At 61.1% G+C, this 16,802-nt stretch carries 16 protein-coding genes and 1 pseudogene; 8 read left to right on the forward strand and 9 right to left on the reverse strand.

Annotated elements, in window-relative coordinates:
* Positions 1-55: 55 nt before the first annotated feature.
* Together ACIQY3_RS12770 and ACIQY3_RS12775 are read right to left on the reverse strand one after the other, a co-directional pair.
* Positions 56-1,504 (reverse strand): aldehyde dehydrogenase family protein, encoded by a 1,449-nt coding sequence (locus ACIQY3_RS12770; RefSeq protein ID WP_403019778.1) that lies wholly within the window; start codon positions 1,502-1,504, stop codon positions 56-58.
* Positions 1,501-3,138: a 5-guanidino-2-oxopentanoate decarboxylase gene (locus ACIQY3_RS12775; RefSeq protein ID WP_403019779.1), complete on the reverse strand. Its 1,638-nt coding sequence runs from the start codon at positions 3,136-3,138 to the stop codon at positions 1,501-1,503. The genes ACIQY3_RS12770 and ACIQY3_RS12775 overlap by 4 nt, the downstream gene beginning before the upstream one ends.
* 159 nt (positions 3,139-3,297) lie before the next feature.
* Between ACIQY3_RS12775 and ACIQY3_RS12780 the strand changes: the two genes are divergently transcribed.
* Positions 3,298-4,179 (forward strand): LysR substrate-binding domain-containing protein, encoded by an 882-nt coding sequence (locus tag ACIQY3_RS12780; RefSeq protein WP_054045108.1) that lies wholly within the window; start codon positions 3,298-3,300, stop codon positions 4,177-4,179.
* Positions 4,180-4,264: 85 nt separating this feature from the next.
* On the opposite strand, the gene ACIQY3_RS12785 is transcribed toward ACIQY3_RS12780, so the two are convergent.
* Together ACIQY3_RS12785 and ACIQY3_RS12790 are read right to left on the reverse strand one after the other, a co-directional pair.
* On the reverse strand, positions 4,265-4,879 hold the full coding sequence (locus tag ACIQY3_RS12785; RefSeq protein WP_403019782.1) for an NAD(P)-dependent oxidoreductase: 615 nt from the start codon (positions 4,877-4,879) through the stop codon (positions 4,265-4,267).
* A gap of 184 nt (positions 4,880-5,063) precedes the next feature.
* Positions 5,064-5,945, reverse strand: a complete 882-nt coding sequence (locus ACIQY3_RS12790; RefSeq protein ID WP_403019783.1) for an MBL fold metallo-hydrolase — start codon at positions 5,943-5,945, stop codon at positions 5,064-5,066.
* Positions 5,946-6,060: 115 nt separating this feature from the next.
* Here ACIQY3_RS12790 and ACIQY3_RS12795 point away from each other — a divergent pair, with 115 nt between their 5' ends.
* A complete protein-coding gene (locus ACIQY3_RS12795; protein WP_403019784.1) occupies positions 6,061-6,966 on the forward strand; it encodes a LysR family transcriptional regulator in 906 nt (301 codons plus the stop codon).
* Between the two features lie 238 nt (positions 6,967-7,204).
* Positions 7,205-7,381, forward strand: coding sequence for a hypothetical protein (locus ACIQY3_RS12800; protein WP_185058301.1), 177 nt, complete (start codon positions 7,205-7,207; stop codon positions 7,379-7,381).
* Between the two features lie 9 nt (positions 7,382-7,390).
* Here ACIQY3_RS12800 and ACIQY3_RS12805 read toward each other — a convergent pair whose 3' ends face one another.
* Positions 7,391-8,287 (reverse strand): helix-turn-helix domain-containing protein, encoded by an 897-nt coding sequence (locus ACIQY3_RS12805; RefSeq protein WP_403019786.1) that lies wholly within the window; start codon positions 8,285-8,287, stop codon positions 7,391-7,393.
* Between the two features lie 188 nt (positions 8,288-8,475).
* Here ACIQY3_RS12805 and pobA point away from each other — a divergent pair, with 188 nt between their 5' ends.
* Both pobA and ACIQY3_RS12815 read left to right on the forward strand, forming a co-directional pair.
* Complete coding sequence (pobA, locus tag ACIQY3_RS12810) at positions 8,476-9,660, forward strand: 4-hydroxybenzoate 3-monooxygenase (protein WP_403019976.1); 1,185 nt, start codon at positions 8,476-8,478, stop codon at positions 9,658-9,660.
* 78 nt (positions 9,661-9,738) lie between these two features.
* A complete protein-coding gene (locus tag ACIQY3_RS12815) occupies positions 9,739-11,256 on the forward strand; it encodes an MDR family MFS transporter (RefSeq protein ID WP_403019788.1) in 1,518 nt (505 codons plus the stop codon).
* Between the two features lie 120 nt (positions 11,257-11,376).
* Here ACIQY3_RS12815 and ACIQY3_RS12820 read toward each other — a convergent pair whose 3' ends face one another.
* The 4 genes from ACIQY3_RS12820 to ACIQY3_RS12835 all read right to left on the reverse strand — a co-directional run bounded on the left by ACIQY3_RS12820 (position 11,377) and on the right by ACIQY3_RS12835 (position 15,385).
* A complete protein-coding gene (locus tag ACIQY3_RS12820) occupies positions 11,377-12,225 on the reverse strand; it encodes a cache domain-containing protein (RefSeq protein WP_403019790.1) in 849 nt (282 codons plus the stop codon).
* 260 nt (positions 12,226-12,485) lie between these two features.
* Entirely contained in the window at positions 12,486-13,325 is an 840-nt protein-coding gene (locus ACIQY3_RS12825) for an ATPase (protein WP_403019792.1), read from the reverse strand.
* 119 nt (positions 13,326-13,444) lie between these two features.
* Positions 13,445-14,437, reverse strand: a complete 993-nt coding sequence (locus ACIQY3_RS12830; RefSeq protein ID WP_403019793.1) for an NAD-dependent epimerase/dehydratase family protein — start codon at positions 14,435-14,437, stop codon at positions 13,445-13,447.
* A 54-nt stretch (positions 14,438-14,491) separates the two neighbouring features.
* Entirely contained in the window at positions 14,492-15,385 is an 894-nt protein-coding gene (locus ACIQY3_RS12835) for a LysR family transcriptional regulator ArgP (RefSeq protein ID WP_403019794.1), read from the reverse strand.
* 96 nt (positions 15,386-15,481) lie between these two features.
* Between ACIQY3_RS12835 and ACIQY3_RS12840 the strand changes: the two genes are divergently transcribed.
* The 3 genes and pseudogenes from ACIQY3_RS12840 to ACIQY3_RS12850 form a co-directional block, all read left to right on the forward strand.
* Positions 15,482-15,883 carry an ACT domain-containing protein gene (locus ACIQY3_RS12840; RefSeq protein WP_403019796.1) on the forward strand — a complete coding sequence of 134 codons (402 nt, stop codon included), beginning with the start codon at positions 15,482-15,484 and terminating at the stop codon, positions 15,881-15,883.
* 6 nt (positions 15,884-15,889) lie between these two features.
* Complete coding sequence (locus tag ACIQY3_RS12845) at positions 15,890-16,492, forward strand: LysE/ArgO family amino acid transporter (RefSeq protein WP_111451963.1); 603 nt, start codon at positions 15,890-15,892, stop codon at positions 16,490-16,492.
* Between the two features lie 177 nt (positions 16,493-16,669).
* A pseudogene (locus ACIQY3_RS12850) lies at positions 16,670-16,802 on the forward strand (hypothetical protein); the annotation flags it as partial.

Consider the following 16,802-nt stretch of genomic DNA (forward strand, 5'->3'; position numbering starts at 1 on the left):
CCATGACACCAGTGCATGCCTCGATACGAGGCATGCACTCACCTTTTTCGTGCCTTCAGACGGCGCGAATGACGTGTTTGATTTCCTGGAAAGCCTGCAAGCCCCACGGCCCCAATTCGCGGCCGATGCTGCTCTGTTTGTAGCCACCCCAGGCGGTCTGCGGGAAGATCACTTGCGGCGCGTTGATCCACACAAGGCCCGCCTGCAGGGCGTTGGCGACCCGATCCGCGGCTTCGGCGTCACGGCTGACCACGCTGGCCACCAGGCCGAACTGGCTGTCGTTGGCCAGGGCAATCGCCTCGGCTTCGGAGGCAAAACTGCGCACGCAAATCACTGGCCCGAAAATCTCTTCACACCACAGCGCACTGTCGAGGGGCACTTCGGTGAAGATCGTCGGCTGCAAAAAATATCCGCGCGGCAGATCCGCCGGACGATTGCCGCCGCAAATCAGCTTGGCGCCAATGCTCAAGCCACGATCGATGTGGCCAAGCACGCGCTGGTATTGCGCCTGATTGACCAGCGCACCCATTTCCACGTTCGGGTCGAACGGATCGGCCACGCGAATCGCTTCGGCGCGGGCCTGCAAACGGATCAGGAATTCATCCGCCAGTTCATCGGCGACCAGCACGCGGCTGGTGGCGGAACACATCTGCCCGGCGTTGAAGAAACCACCGCCGCACGCGACTTCAACGGCCAGTTCGATATCAGCGTCCTTGAGCACCAGCAACGAGGATTTGCCGCCGAGCTCCAGGCTCACGCCCTTCACGGTTTCGGCGGCGCGCTGCATCACCTGGACACCTACTGCGTTACTGCCGGTGAAGGAAATCTTGGCGATGCGCGGGTCCGACGACAGCGGCGCACCGACCGCCAGCCCAGTGCCGCAGACCAGGTTGAACACGCCCTTGGGCAGTCCGGCCTCGGCAATGATCGCGGCCAGTTCCAGCTCCGGCAGCGGCGTGACTTCCGACGGCTTGAGCACAACGCAGCACCCGGCAGCCAGGGCCGGGGCGAGTTTCCAGGCGGTGGTGACCATCGGGAAATTCCACGGCACGATCAGGCCCACGACGCCGCAAGGTTCCCGGCGCAGGCGTGCGCTGAAGTCGTCGCTCGGCAGCTCAACGCTGCTGTCCTGCTTGGCATCCAGCCCTTCGGCCAGACCGGCGTAGTATTCGAACGTGGCGATCACGTCGTCGACGTCGATGGCCGCTTCGAACAGTGGCTTGCCGTTGTTGCTCGATTGCAAATGCATCAGTTGCTCGCGACCCGCCGCCACACCAGCGGCGATGCGTCGCAGGATCGCGCCGCGCTCGCTGCCGGAGGTTTTCGACCAGTCCTTGAAGGCAAGGGTCGCGGCGTTGACGGCTTGATCGACAGCTTGTTCATCGCCGCCATTTACGGTGGTCAACAGGGCTTCGGTGGCCGGGTTGATCACGCGCAAGTGTTCGTTGCCGGCGGACCATTGGCCGTCGATGTACAGACCGTCCAGCGTGGTTGGGAAACTCATTTCGACACCGCCTTCATCCACTGGGTCTGATCGATTTCAATCAGGGTCGGGCCCTGGCGATCCGTGGCGGCACGCAAGGCGCTGCGCAGTTGCTCGACGCCGTTGACCGCTTCGGCCGCACAGCCCAAAGCCTTGGCCACACCGATGAAGTCCGGGGTGTAGATGTCCACGCCGACCGGTTCGATGGCGCGGTTGACCATGTATTTCTTGATCTCTTCGTAGCCCTGGTTATTCCACAGCAGGACGATCACCGGCGTGCGCGCTTCCACGGCGCTGGCGAGTTCCGGCAGGGTGAATTGCAGGCCGCCGTCGCCGATCAGGCACACCACCGGAGGACGCGAACCGCCCTCGACGCTGCCACCGAGCCACGCGCCAATCGCTGCCGGCAAGGCGTAACCCAAGGTGCCGTAACCGGTGGACGAGTTGAACCAGCGACGTGGACGCTCGGGGTTGAAGGTCAGGTTGCCGGTGTACACCGGTTGGGTCGAGTCGCCGACAAATACCGCGTTTGGCAATTCGTGCAGCACGGTTTCAAGGAAACGGGTCTGGGCCAAAGTCGGCGCATCCCACGACGCGGCCAGTTCTTCACGCAGACGCGCGGCACGCACCTGGCCCCAATCGTTGCGGCGCTCGGCCAGGGATTTGTGGGACAACGCACTGAGCAAAGCTTGCGCGGCATTGCGCGAGTCGGACACCAGCGCCACGTGCGGCGGGTAGTTGCGCACGGTCTGGTCCGGGTCGATGTCGATGCGCAGCAGTTTGCCGGGGATTTCAAAACCGCCGGCGAAGGTTACGTCGTAATCGGTTTCGGCCAGTTCGGTGCCGATGGCCAACACCACGTCGGCTTCGGCCACCAGGGCGCGGGTGGCGACCAGGCTTTGGGTCGAACCGATCAACAGTGGGTGATTGGATTCCAGCATGCCTTTGGCATTGATGGTCAGTGCGACCGGTGCGTCGAGCAATTCAGCCAGTTCCGTCAGCTCAGCGGCGGCGTCGATGGCGCCGCCACCGGCCAGGATCAACGGGCGTTTGGCACCGGCCAGCAGTTCGGTCATGCGCGAAACGGCGGTCGGCGCGGCACCGGCACGGTCGATGTGGACCGGGACGCTGGTGAGCAAGTCGTCGGCTTCTTCGACCAGTACGTCCAACGGGATTTCGATGTGCACTGGGCGCGGACGACCGGCCTGGAACAGCGCGAACGCACGGGCCAACACGCCCGGCAATTCCGACGCCGACATCAGGGTGTGGGAGAACGCTGCGACGCCGCCGACCAATGCACTTTGGTTCGGCAGCTCATGCAGCTTGCCGCGACCGCCGCCCAATTGGTTGCGGGTCTGTACGCTGGAGATCACCAGCATCGGGATCGAATCGGCATACGCCTGGCCCATCGCCGTGGTGATGTTGGTCATGCCCGGGCCGGTGATGATGAAACACACACCGGGTTTGCCGCTGGTGCGCGCATAGCCGTCGGCCATGAAGCCGGCGCCCTGTTCGTGACGCGGCGTAACGTGGTTGATGCTAGAACGGGCCAGCCCGCGGTACAGCTCAACGGTATGCACCCCCGGAATGCCGAACACCTGCTCGACCCCGTAGTCTTCGAGTAACTTGACCAATACTTCGCCGCACGTCGCCATGTCTTTGCCCTTCTTGTTCGTTTGAGACGCCGGGCCTGCGCAGTGTTTATGATGCGAAGGCAAGCCCAGGGATGGCCTCATTGGAACGGGCGACACGTAGCCGCAACAATGGATAAAAAGTCATACTAGCCATGTCCTCACGTCATACCTTGGATCCTCATGAAACGACTGCCTCCCCTGCCCGCCCTGCACACTTTTCTGATCACGGCACAGTGCTGCAACTTCACCCGGGCCGCCGAGCAGTTGCACATTACCCAGGGCGCGGTGAGCCGACAGATCGCCGGACTGGAAGATCACCTCGGTTATGAGTTGTTTATCCGCCAGGCCCGAGGCCTCGATTTAACCGCCGAAGGTCGGGAATGGCTGCCACGGGTGCAGCAGATTTTCGGTCTGATCGGCGAGGCGGTGGAACAGATCGGCGCCAAGCGCGAAACCCTGCAACTCAAGGCCCCGACCTGCGTCATGCGCTGGTTGTTGCCGCGCCTGATGCAATGGCAAAAGGAACGCCCGGATGTGCCGGTGGAGCTGACCACCACCGTGCGCCATGGCGTGGATTTCCATCGCGAACAGTTCGATGCGGCGGTGATCTACGGCGTACCACCAGAGACTTCACTGGCGTCCCATCGATTGTTCGATGAGCAACTGACGCCGGTATGTTCCAAACCCTATCTAGAAGGACCGGTGCCGTTGCAGGCGCCGGAAGATCTGGAACAGCACATGCTGCTGCACCCAACCCGCGACGAACGGGACTGGAAAGCCTGGCTGGCCAGCGCCGATGTGCACTTGAACAATGTCAGCAAGGGTCAGCACTTCGAGACGCTGGATCTGGCGATGTCGATGGCGTCCCAAGGGACGGGTGTGGCGATTGGGGATTGGTCGTTGATCGGCGACGATTTGAGCGCCGGGCGGCTGGTCATGCCGTTTGAATTGAAGGTGAAAACCGGGTTGGGGTATTACCTGGTATTGCCGCAGAAACCGGCACCTTCGCCGAAGTTGCAGGAATTGTTGGGGTGGTTGGTGGAGCAGGCTCAAGCCCGCTAAAAACTTCGCGAGCAGGCTCGCTCCCACATTGGAATGCATTTCCCTGTGGGAGCGAGCCTGCTCGCGAATGATTTCAGCCGCGCTATCAATACCCCACAGCAAACCGCTGCCGCGAATGCTTCGGCGCTTCCACTTCATCCAGCAGCGCAATTGCATAATCGGCGAACGTGATCCAGCTGCGCCCTTGCGCACTCACCAGCAAATCATCCTTGCCGATCCGGAATTTGCCGGTGCGTTCACCCTCGACAAACTCCGCCGATGGCGACACAAACGTCCAGTCCAATTCCTTCTCCTGACGCAGATTCTCCAGGAACACAGCACCGGCACCGGCCTCAGCCTTGTACTCCTCCGGGAAGCCTTCGCTGTCGATCACGCGACCGCCATTGGGCAGCAACAACGAACCGGCACCACCCACCACCAACAGACGTTTGACCCCAGCCTTCTTCACCGGCCCGATCACAGCGCTGGCCGGCAGGGTCGAGAAGTGTGCAGCGCTGATCACCACATCATGATCAGCGACCGCAGCTTGCAGCGCTTCGGCATCCAGAGCATCGACATTCTTGCTGACCACACCGGCGCGCTGGCCGATTTTCGAGGTGTCGCGGGCGATGGCGGTAACGCTGTGACCGCGACGCAGGGCTTCTTCCAACAATTGGCTACCGGCACGACCGGTGGCACCGATGATTGCGATTTTGCTCATGACGTTCTCCAGTTGGGATGGGTGTAGCTGTAGTCATTGATCTTTCCCACGCTCTGCGTGGGAATGCAGCCCGGGACGCTCCGCGTCCCATCAACAGCCGAACGCAGAGCGTCCGTTGAGGCATTCCCACGCGGAGCTTGGGAACGATCAAAACGAGATCAAGCGCGTTACGTGAAGCTGCGGGTTACCACTTCATCTCACCCTTAGCGACCTTGGCACTCAGCTCCAGCGAGCTTTCTTCGCCCAGGGTCGGGTAGCGTTTTTTCATCGCTGCGATCAGTTCAGCAGAGTTTTTCGCCTTGGCGGTTTCTTCGTCGAAGGCCTTGATGTACTCAGCAGTGAACTGCACAGCGGCCACGGACCGAGCGCTCTCACCCAGGTAGTGACCCGGCACGATGGTTTTCGGTTTCAGGGTTTCGATCGAATGCAGCGTCGTCAGCCAATCGGTGTGGGACTGCGGGGTTTGGGTATCGGCCATCCACACATGGATGTTTTCCGCGACAACCACGCCACCGACCACAGCCTTGATCGACGGGATCCACACAAAGCTGCGATCCGGCTGCTTGCCCTCCAGGCCGATCACCTGCAATTTCTGCCCTTCGAGCAGCAGGCTGTCGCCCTTGAGCACGCCCGGCACGATGGTTTTGGCCGGCACGTCAGCGCCCATTTTCGGCCCCCAGAACGCCAGTTTGCCGTCGACGGTTTGCTTGATGTGATCCACGGTCGGTTGCGAGGCCAGCACTTTGGCGTTCGGGAATGCAGCGGTCAGGGTGTCGAGGCCGAAGTAGTAATCCGGGTCACCGTGGCTGATGTAGATGGTGGTCAGTTGCTTGCCGCTGGCGCGGATCTTCTGCACCACTTGCTCGGCCTGGGATTTGCCGAATTGCGCGTCCACCAGGATCGCGTCTTTCTCGCCGCTGACCAGCACCGAGGTCACCGGGAAGATCGCCTTGTCGCCCGGATTGTAGACATCCAGGGTCAAGGTCGAAGCCGCTGCGGCGTGGGCCGCGAAGCCGAGGGTGGCGGTTGCCAGGAGAATGCGCTTGAGTGTGGTGAAACCGATCATCTGTTGCTCCGTTGTCCAAATGCCGTGCTTGGCGATGGGCACAGAGCTTAGTTGCCAAACTCAGTACAAAAAATGCGATGCTGGAACATAGTTTGTTTCTAAAAGTGGGCAAATCATGGATCGGCTTCAAGCAATGCAAGTGTTTGTCGCGGTGGTGGACCTCGGCAGCCAGTCGGCGGCGGCCGATCACCTGGACCTGTCACGGCCGGTAGTGTCGCGCTATCTGGCGGAACTGGAAGATTGGGTCGGCGCCCGGCTGATGCATCGCACCACGCGCAAGCTGAGCCTGACGGCGGCGGGCAGCGAAATCCTGCCGCGCTGTCGGCAGATGCTCGATCTGTCCACGGACATGCAAGCCGCCATCAGCGAACCGGACGAAGCGCCCCGTGGCCTCCTGCGGATCAGCGTCAGCACTTCGTTCGGCCAGGCCCAACTGGCGGACGCCATGGCCGATTACGTCAAGCGTTACCCCGGCGTCAGCATCGACATGCAGATGATCGATCGCACGGTGAACCTGGTGGACGAACGCATCGACCTGGCGATCCGCACCAGCAACGACCTGGACCCGAACCTGATCGCCCGCCGACTGACGGTGTGCCGCTCGATCATTTGCGCCTCTCCGGCTTATCTGGAAGAACACCCGACGCCGGAGCGGGTCGAGGATTTGAGCCAGCACAATTGCCTGACCCACTCCTACTTTGGCAAAAGCCTGTGGCATTTCGAACAGGACGGCGAGCAGGTGTCGGTGCCGGTGCAGGGCAACATCAGCGCCAACGAGGCCAGCACCCTGCTGCGCGCCACCATGGCCGGCGCCGGGGTGGCGATGCTGCCCAGCTATCAGGCCGGCGTGTACATCCACAGCGGCGAACTCATCCGCCTGCTGCCCCACGCCGAACCCCGGCAGATGAACATGTACGCGGTCTACGCCTCCCGCAAGCACATGCCGGCGACAATGCGCAGCATGCTCGACTTCCTGGTGCTCAGATTCCCTGAAGAACCAGCCTGGGATGCGGGCCTGTAAATACCATCCCCCTAAACACACAGATCCCCTGTGGGAGCGGGCTTGCTCGCGAAGGCGTTGTGTCAGTCGATATCAATGTTGCCTGACACACCGTTTTCGCGAGCAAGCCCGCTCCCACAGGGGGTTATCAGTGTTTTGAATATTGGGTGACATGCGAAAGCCACATCAGTGGCAACTCATGAGCGCTGACCTATGCTGAATGTAAGTACCCAAGGGTATTCGTTCAGAGGTCAACGCCATGAACATCAAAACAAGAAGATACCTCGCCATTTTCGTCACCTGCGCGGCGACGCTGGCGCTGTATGGCACCGCGGCGTGGCGGGTCGAGCAGTTGCGGCAACTGCCCCGTGAATACGCGAGCTGCAACTACGAGCGCTGCATTCCCCACAACGCGACCCTCAACGCCCTGCGCTAACGCCGCGTGTCAGGCCTCGCTGTCCTGATCGGCCTTCAAACGGTCGCGAAACGCCTTGGGCGAGATCCCCACCCTTCGTCGGAAAAGCCGCGTGAAGTTGGTCGGATCGGAAAACCCCAACACGTCGGACATTTCATAAATCGTCATGCTGGTATAGGTGAGCAGGCGCTTGGCTTCCAGCAATTGCCGCTCGTGCATGATTTGCAACGCCGGTTGCCCCGCCAATTCACGGCACGTGCCGTTGAGGTGGGACACGGAAATCCCCAGCCGATGGGCCAGGTCCTCGACCTTGACGTGCTGGCGGTAAGTCTCTTCCACCAGTTGAATAAAGCCGTTGAGGTATTCCCGGGCACGCTGCGGGCGCTGACTGGCGCTGCGGCGCTGGATCACCTGGCGGCTGACCCAGACCATGATCACGCTGACCAGGGAATGCATGAGCATTTCCCGGGCCGGTTGATGGCCGGTGTATTCGCTTTGCAACGCGGTAAACAGGCTGTTGAGGTACTCGCTGTCCTTGCCCGCCGGATAGCTTTCGGCCTGGGCCAGGGCATTCACCGAATTCCCCAGTTGTGACTGCAAATGCGCCACCAGCGGCGCGGCCAAGGTCACGACAAACCCTTCGACGTCCTCGGAAAAGCGATAACCGTGTATCGACAGCGGCGGCAGGATCAGCATCGCCGGCTCGGTCAGTTGTGTGCGTTTACCTTCGATTTCAAGCTCTGCCTGACCTTTGAAGACGAAGAGTAATTGGCACAGATCAGCGTGGCGGTGGGGTTTGATTTCCCATTGATGTTCGCGGCTGCGTTTGGAAATGGTTTCACAGTGCAGCAAGTCGGGGGTCGGCCAGTCCAGGCTTTCACCGTAGAGCTTGAACACCGGAATCGAAGGTAGGTCAGGCTTGTTCATCACTTCAATCCAGGCCTCGTGGTAGACGGGGCGATAATCGCACCGATTGGCAGAATGTACAGGTATCGGCTCAGTTTTCACCTTCAATTGACAGACTCGCGAGGGAAAAATGCAAGCACTCGATCCATAAAAATTATTCACCGGCTCTGGTCGTGTGAAGCTTGCGAGTCATAAAAACAATGAAAACGCTGAAAACCCAAATCGCCATCATCGGCGCAGGTCCATCCGGTTTATTGCTTGGTCAATTGCTGCACAACGCCGGCATCGACACTGTCATTCTCGAACGCCAGACACCCGATTATGTACTCGGCCGAATCCGCGCCGGCGTGCTTGAACAAGGCATGGTAGAGCTGCTGCGCCAGGCTGGCGTGGGCCAGCGCATGGACGCCGAAGGGTTGGTGCATGGCGGCTTCGACCTGGCCCTCGATGGCCGCCAGGTGCACATCGATCTGCAGGCCCTGACCGGCGGCAAAACCGTGATGATCTACGGCCAGACCGAAGTCACCCGCGACCTGATGGCCGCCCGTCGGGACGCTGGCGCGCAGACAATTTATCAAGCGAGCAACGTCGTCCCCCACGGCATGAAAACCGAAGAAACCTTTGTCACCTTCGACAAGGACGGCGAGACGTATCGCCTCGATTGCGACTACATCGCCGGCTGCGACGGTTTCCACGGCGTGGCGCGGCAGTCGATTCCCGCCGAGAGCCTGAAGGTGTTCGAACGGGTTTATCCATTCGGTTGGCTGGGCATTCTGGCTGACACTCCACCGGTCCACGAAGAACTGGTCTACGCCCGCCACGAACGGGGTTTTGCCCTGTGCAGCATGCGTTCGGCGACCCGCACCCGCTATTACCTGCAAGTACCGGCCGAGGCGCAGGTCGAGGATTGGTCGGATCAGCGTTTCTGGGATGAGCTTAAGTCCCGCCTGCCCCAGGCCTTGGCGGACAAACTGGTCACCGGGCCGTCCATCGAAAAAAGCATCGCGCCGCTGCGCAGTTTCGTGGTCGAGCCGATGCAATACGGGCGAATGTTCCTGGTCGGAGACGCGGCGCACATCGTCCCGCCCACCGGCGCCAAAGGCTTGAACCTGGCCGCCAGCGACGTCAGCACGTTGTTCAATATTCTGCTGAAGGTCTACCGCGAAGGACGCGTGGACTTGCTGGAGAAATACTCGGAAATCTGCCTGCGCCGGGTCTGGAAAGCCGAGCGGTTTTCCTGGTGGATGACCTCGATGCTGCACCGCTTCGACGAGCACGATGCGTTCAGCCAGCGCATCAGCGCCTCGGAGCTGGACTACTTCGTCAACTCCGAAGCCGGCCGGAAAACCATTGCAGAAAATTACGTCGGACTTCCATACGAGGCTATCGAATAGCCTGCTACCGACTTACACTGGCGAGCATCCCCGCTCGCCTTGCCACCTGCGGGTCCATCACCGCCCGCAGGTTTTACCGTGACCAATCTGAACCAGCCTGAAACGCCCAAACCGGCCATCCGCAGTGTGTTGATCGCCCTGATGCTGGCGATCTTTCTCGGCGCGCTGGACCAGACCATCGTCGCCGTGTCGATGCCGGCCATTTCCGCGCAGTTCAAGGACGTCAGCCTGCTGGCCTGGGTGATTTCCGGCTACATGGTGGCGATGACCGTGGCGGTGCCGATCTACGGCAAACTCGGCGACCTGTACGGTCGGCGCAAGTTGATGCTGTTCGGCATGGGGCTGTTCACCATTGCTTCGTTCTTTTGCGGCATGGCCCAGAGCATGGAACAACTGGTGCTGGCACGGATCATCCAGGGCATCGGCGCCGGCGGGATGATTTCGGTCAGCCAGGCGATCATCGGCGACATCGTCCCGCCCCGGGAGCGTGGTCGTTATCAGGGCTACTTCAGCAGCATGTACGCGGTGGCCAGCGTGGCCGGGCCGGTGCTCGGCGGTTACATGACCGAATACTTGTCGTGGCGCTGGGTGTTCTTGATCAACCTGCCGCTGGGCCTGGGCGCGTGGCTGGTGGCCAATCGCACGTTGGTCGGGCTGCCAGTGCCGCAGCGCAAACCGATCATCGATTACCTCGGCACGGTGCTGATGATCATTGGCTTGACCGCGCTGTTGCTCGGCATCACTCAGGTGGGTCAGGGCCATTCGTGGCGCAGCGCCGAAGTGCTCGGGTTGCTCGCTTGCGCGGTGTTGGTATTGGCGGTGTTCGTCTGGCATGAGCGGCGGGCGCGGGAACCGTTGCTGCCAATGCATCTGTTCGCCAACCGCAACGCGATCTTTTGCTGGTGCACGATTTTCTTCACCAGTTTCCAGGCGATTTCCCTGATCGTACTGATGCCGCTGCGCTTCCAGAGCGTCACCGGCGCCGGGGCCGACAGCGCTGCGTTGCACCTGTTGCCACTGGCGATTGGTTTGCCGATTGGCGCCTATTTCGCCGGGCGCCGCACCTCGGTGACCGGGCGCTACAAGCCGATGATCCTGACCGGTGCGCTGCTGATGCCAATCTCGATTCTCGGCATGGCCTTCAGTGCGCCCCAGGACTTGCTGATGAGCAGTTTGTTTATGTTGCTCAGCGGGATCGCCAGCGGCATGCAGTTCCCGACTTCGTTGGTAGGTACGCAGAATTCGGTGGAACAACGGGACATCGGCGTCGCCACCAGCACCACCAACCTGTTCCGCTCCCTGGGCGGTGCGGTGGGTGTGGCGTTGATGTCGGCGCTGTTGCTCGCGTTGCTGCAGGATTCGAGTTTCGCCCACCTGAGCGGCTCCGCGCTGATTGGCGAGGGGCACTCGGGAAATGTGTTGCTGGACGGTTTGAACGCCGCGCCGGGGGATGCGCAGAATGCCTTGCGTGCGGAGTTGCTGCTGACGTTCCGGCATCTGCTGATGGTCAGCGCGGCGGTGTCGTTGCTGGGGTTGGCGGCGGCGATCGCGATGCCGAACAAGGTGTTGCGCGGGCGCGAAGATAAGGTTCGGTAGCCCCCCGCCGATCGTTCCCACGCTCTGCGTGGGAATGCCTCAATGGACGCTCCGCGTCCGCTTTGGGACGCGGAGCGTCCCGGGCTGCATTCCCACGCAGAGCGTGGGAACGATCATCTATCAAGGGCTGTAATAACCGACCGCAACCAGAAAATGCCCCACCTTCTTCAGGTACGCATGCTTGTCCTCAACCTTCCCGGTCACCGGGTTCTTCCAGCGATAGGCGTACTCCCCCTGATCCTGCTTCGCGATCAACGCCAAAATCGGTTCGCCCACCGGTTTGCCTTCCGGGTCGTTGACCTTGCTGAAGTCGGTATTGATCAGCCGCAGGTTGGTGCCATGGGCGACGTAGCGCTGGTTATCCAGATCCACCACGAAGACGTATAGATCGTCCTGCAAGTAGCCGCCCTTCAGCGAGTTGATCGCCGTCAGCGTGCCCTTCTCGTCCTTGCCCAAGTCGATGGCGGCTTTGTTCAGCAAGGCCATCGCCTGCTCCGCCGACGCTCGGGGCACGTAGTAACCGACCGCCAGGATCCGCTGACCGATGCGCTGATAGAACACATGCTTGCGCTCGACCTTGCCATCGGCCCAGTTCTGCCAGCGGTATTCGGCCTGTTGGATGCCGTTGCCTTCCGGCACTTTCAAGGCGTCCTTGAAGGCTTTTTGCATATCCGGCGGCAGCATCTCGGACACATCACGCCCGATCAACGCCGAGGACGGCCCACCGCTGGCGAGCATCACGCCTTTGGTGTCGACCACAAAGACGTAACGGTCTTTGTCGACAAACTCGCCCTGACGGCTGAACGCCGCGAAGGCCTTGTCGCCGTTGTCGTGGTAGTACGCCAGGGCTTTTTCCAGCAAGGCCCGGGCGGCCTGACTGTCATCCTTCGGCGCGGTGGCCGCCTGAACCTGGCCCAGGCTCAGCCACAGCATCCCCACCAGCCAGGCCATCTTGTGCACAAACCCCATAGCGCATCCCTCGTTCTTGTTGATGTTTCAAGAGCGTAGACGGGTTGGGGATATGCATGGATATTCAGGAAGGTGTGGTTTGCGGGTAGTGCATCGGGCTTTTGTGGCGAGGGGGCTTGCCCCCGTTCGGCTGCGAAGCAGTCGTAAACCCTGAGAATGCGGTGTGCCTGACACACCGCTGGGGAGCGCTTCGCACTCCAACGGGGGTAAACCCCCTCGCCACAGGTAACTCCCCTAACCGCGGCTACTGGCTTGCCGGGCTAGCGTGCCCGGGCGTTGATCTGTTGTTGCAGGTTCTGGATCTGCGCTTGCAGGGTGTTGAGGTTGCGCGTGGTCTGGGCGCGGAAGGCGTCGAACTCGGCGGTGTTGGCCGCGCTTGGGGCGACGGCGGCCGGGCGGTTGTCCTGCTCGCTCTTGAGCACGACGATTTCCTGTTCCAGACGATCAATTGCGGCTGTCGGGTTGCCCTGTTTCTTCAGCGCCGCGATATCGGCATTGAGGTTTTTCAGCTCAGCGTCGACTTTGCTGGTGTCGGCCGGCGCGCTTTTCAGGGCAGTCAATTCATCGCTGAGGGTTTTGACCTGAGTCTGCAACTGCGTGTTGGCCGCGGTTTGCGCGGTGGTCTGCGCGGTCATTTGCGCCAGGCGTTTGTCCAGCTCGCTGGTCTGGCCAACCACGCCTTGCTGGGCCTGGCTCTGATCCTGGAGTTTGCTTTCCAGTTGCTTGATCTGCAGTTTCAACGCCTCGCTGTCGCTGCTGACGTTGGACTGGCTGGCGACGACCTTGCCGGAAATGTCCTGCAAGCGCCCCGCCGCTTCCTCGCTGATCCGCGCGAAACTTTCCTGGGTCGCCACCAGTTGCTGCTCCATCAGCGAGATCTGCTGGAAGCTCCACCACGCCAGGCCCGCGAAGGCGAAGAACAAGGCGCCAACCAATGCCCACAACGGGCCGGTGCTGGCGCTTTTGACTTTTACCGCCGGCACTGGCCGCGAATGCACGGTGGTGCGCACGGTCGGCGGGAAATCATCGTCATCGAGGGGGTCGGCACGCAGGCTCGGTACATCGTCGAAGTCGTCGTTGGCATCGTTACGCATGGACATTGAGGCAACCTTTGTGAAACGCGGTGATGGCTTGATGCGGCGAAGTATAACCCCCACTGCCGCACTGGTTGACCCTCAACCCTGCACTCGGTTCAGTGTCGGGACAGGTCCTACGCCACTTAGCGAATATCCTGAGCCTTCCACCAGCCGCAGAATTCATCGAGGGCGGTCCACAGGCTGACTTTCGGATCGTAGTCCAGATAATGCCGGGCGCGACTGATGTCCAACGTGAAATTTTTGTTCATCACTTGCATGCCCAAGCGCGACAAGGTCGGCTCGGGACGCCCCGGCCAAAGTTTGCACACCCCTTCATTGAGCGCCGCGACGCTGTAGGCCAGGCCGTAGGAACGGTAGCGAGTGACCTGTGGCACGTCCATTTTTCGCATCACGTAATTCACCACATCCCACAACGGCACCGGCGCGCCGTTACTAATGTTGTAGGCCTTGCCCAGCGCCGAACCGCTGGCCAGCAAGCTGCTGAGCAACGCTTCGTTGAGGTTCTGCATGCTGGTGAAATCGACCTTGTTCAAACCGTTGCCGACAATCGCCAGACGCCCCTTGCGCTGCATCTTCAGCAGGCGCGGGAAGATGCTCATGTCGCCAGCGCCGGTGACGAAACGCGGGCGCAGGGCGATGGTTTCGAGGCCGAACTCCTGGGCGCCGAAAACCTTTTGCTCGGCGAGGAATTTGGTCGCCGCGTAGTGATGTTTGAAGCGCTTGGGCACCTGTTCTTCGGTCAGGCCCAGATGATCGCGGCCATCGAAGTAAATCGACGGCGACGACAAATGCACCAAACGCCGGACCCGCTGCTTCAGGCAGGCCTCGACCACGTTTTCGGTGACCTGGACGTTGCCCAGGTGAAAGTCCTGATAGCGCCCCCACAACCCGACCGCACCGGCGCAATGCACCACCGCGTCGACGTCCGCGCACAGGTCGCGCACCAGTTCCGGGTCGCTCAAGTCACCCTGGATAAATTCGGCGCCTCGACGCACCAGGTGCTCGACACCCTCGGCCCGGCGACCGTTGACCCGCACGTCCAGGCCCTGCTCCAGGGCGAAACGCGCAAAGCGCCCGCCAATGAAGCCGCTTGCGCCGGTGACCAGAATTTTCATGTAAAGCTCCGATGTCTTTCGTTTTGCGTAATGCGTGAGTCTTGACGCTGCCCGTCAGTCCAACGGCACCAGCCATTGCTTCGACGAACGTACCAATTGGTCAGTGAGCAACCCCAACAACTGACCGCCATTGCGCCAATGATGCCAGTACAGCGGCACATCGATTGGCTTATCTGGCAAAAGCTCCACTAAAACACCCCGTTGCAGTTGTTCGCGCACCTGTAATTCCGGCACCAGTCCCCAGCCGAGCCCGGCTTCCGTGAGGCGGATAAAGCCTTCGGACGATGGGCATAAATGGTGCTCGAAACCGCCGTCCACGCCCAGGGACGCGAGGTAGCGATGCTGTAGGAAATCGTCCGGGCCAAACACCAGCGCGGGTGTGCGCGGCAATAATTCGGCGCGAACCCCGTTCGGAAAATGCCGGGCAATGAATGACGGACTGGCCAGCGCCCGGTAACGCATGGCGCCCAATAACACACTGCGAGCCCCGGCCACCGGGCGCTCGCTGGCACAGACACACGCCGCCACTTCCCCGGCGCGCATGCGTTTGAGGCCTACGGTCTGGTCTTCGACGACCAGATCCATCAGCAAATGTTGCTCGGCGCAAAAGTCCCCCACCGCCTCGGCCCACCACGTGGCGAGGCTGTCGGCGTTGAGGGCTATGCGCAGGCGTTCCGGCAGGCCTTCTTCATCCAGCGCCGGCACCAGAGTCAGCAAATCCCGCTCAAGCAAGCGCACCTGCTGCACATGGTTGAGCAATCGCCGACCGATTTCAGTTGGCGATGGCGGCGTCACCCGCACCAGCACCGGCTGGCCAATCCGCGCCTCCAGCAATTTGATGCGCTGGGAGATCGCCGATTGCGACAACCCCAACACCTGGGCGGCGCGTTCGAATCCGGCCTGCTCGACCACGGCGGCCAAGGCAGAAAGCAATTTATAGTCGAACATCAGTTTTCCTAATGAGCGATCAGCACTATTGGTTTTTCTTATACAGCTTCAGGCCGGAGAATGGCCAGCAAGAACTCTTGAACAAGGAAAACCGACATGGCTGGCGAAACTTCATTGGCAACTTTGCTGCGCAGCATGAGCCCGCATCTCAACGCCGGAGAATTCGTGTTCTGCACCCTGCCCGACGGCAAGTTGCCTACAGACCTTGAAATCATCGGCAGCTTTCGCGAGCAGGAAGGCCTGACGGTCATTCTGGAAAAATCCCACGCCGAGCAGGCCGGTTTCAGTTTCGACTACGTCGCCGCGTGGATCACCTTGAACGTGCATTCGGCCCTCGAAGCCGTCGGCCTGACCGCCGCGTTCGCCACGGCGCTGGGCAAGGCCGGGATCAGTTGCAACGTGATCGCCGGCTATTACCACGACCATTTGTTCGTCGGTCAGGCCGATGCCGAGCGCGCCATGCACGTGCTGCGGGACCTGGCAGCCAACGCGGAGTAGGCAATCATGTGGCAAAGCTATGTAAACGGCCTGTTGGTCGCGGCTGGGCTGATCATGGCGATCGGCACCCAGAACGCGTTTGTGCTGGCGCAAAGTCTGCGCCGAGAGCATCACTTGCCGGTCGCCGCACTCTGCGTCACCTGCGATGCGCTGTTGGTGGCCGCGGGTGTATTCGGCCTGGCGACGGTGCTGGCGCAAAATCCGACATTGCTGGCGGTGGCCCGTTGGGGTGGCGCGGTATTCCTGATTTGGTACGGCAGCCAGGCGTTGCGTCGTGCCTGCTCGAAACAGAGCCTGCAACAGGGCGAAAACCAGACCGTGCGTTCGCTGCGGGCGGTACTGCTCAGCGCCTTGGCGGTAACCTTGCTGAACCCGCATGTTTATCTGGATACGGTGCTGCTGATCGGTTCCCTCGGCGCACAACAGACCGAGCCGGGCGCCTATGTCGTCGGCGCGGCGAGTGCTTCTTTGTTGTGGTTTTTCACCCTGGCGCTGGGCGCGGCATGGTTGGCCCCGTGGCTCGCACGGCCAAGTACCTGGCGGATTCTCGACCTGTTGGTGGCCGTGATGATGTTCACCGTAGCAGCCCAACTAATCACCAGCGCGTGATTTATTCCAAAAGGCTCTGGAACCTCTATTCCACACAGTTGTTGCGTGGTTATGCCGCACCCCCGGTGCTATGATCCGGTTCGATGCGCCGCAAAGAGTACAAACTCCCCGGCGCTTGTCTGGCCGCCCGTGATCGGCCTTGCGCTCACCGCAACTGACCTGATTAGGAGAATCATCATGGCTTTCGAATTGCCGCCGCTGCCCTACGCACACGATGCCCTGCAGCCGCACATTTCCAATGAAACTCTGGTTTTCCACCTCGTCATGCTGGACTTGAGCTACGTGGTGTTGGTGTTGTTGGTGGTGTGTG

This window comes from Pseudomonas sp. NPDC096950, assembly GCF_044762525.1.
Classification (GTDB): domain Bacteria; phylum Pseudomonadota; class Gammaproteobacteria; order Pseudomonadales; family Pseudomonadaceae; genus Aquipseudomonas.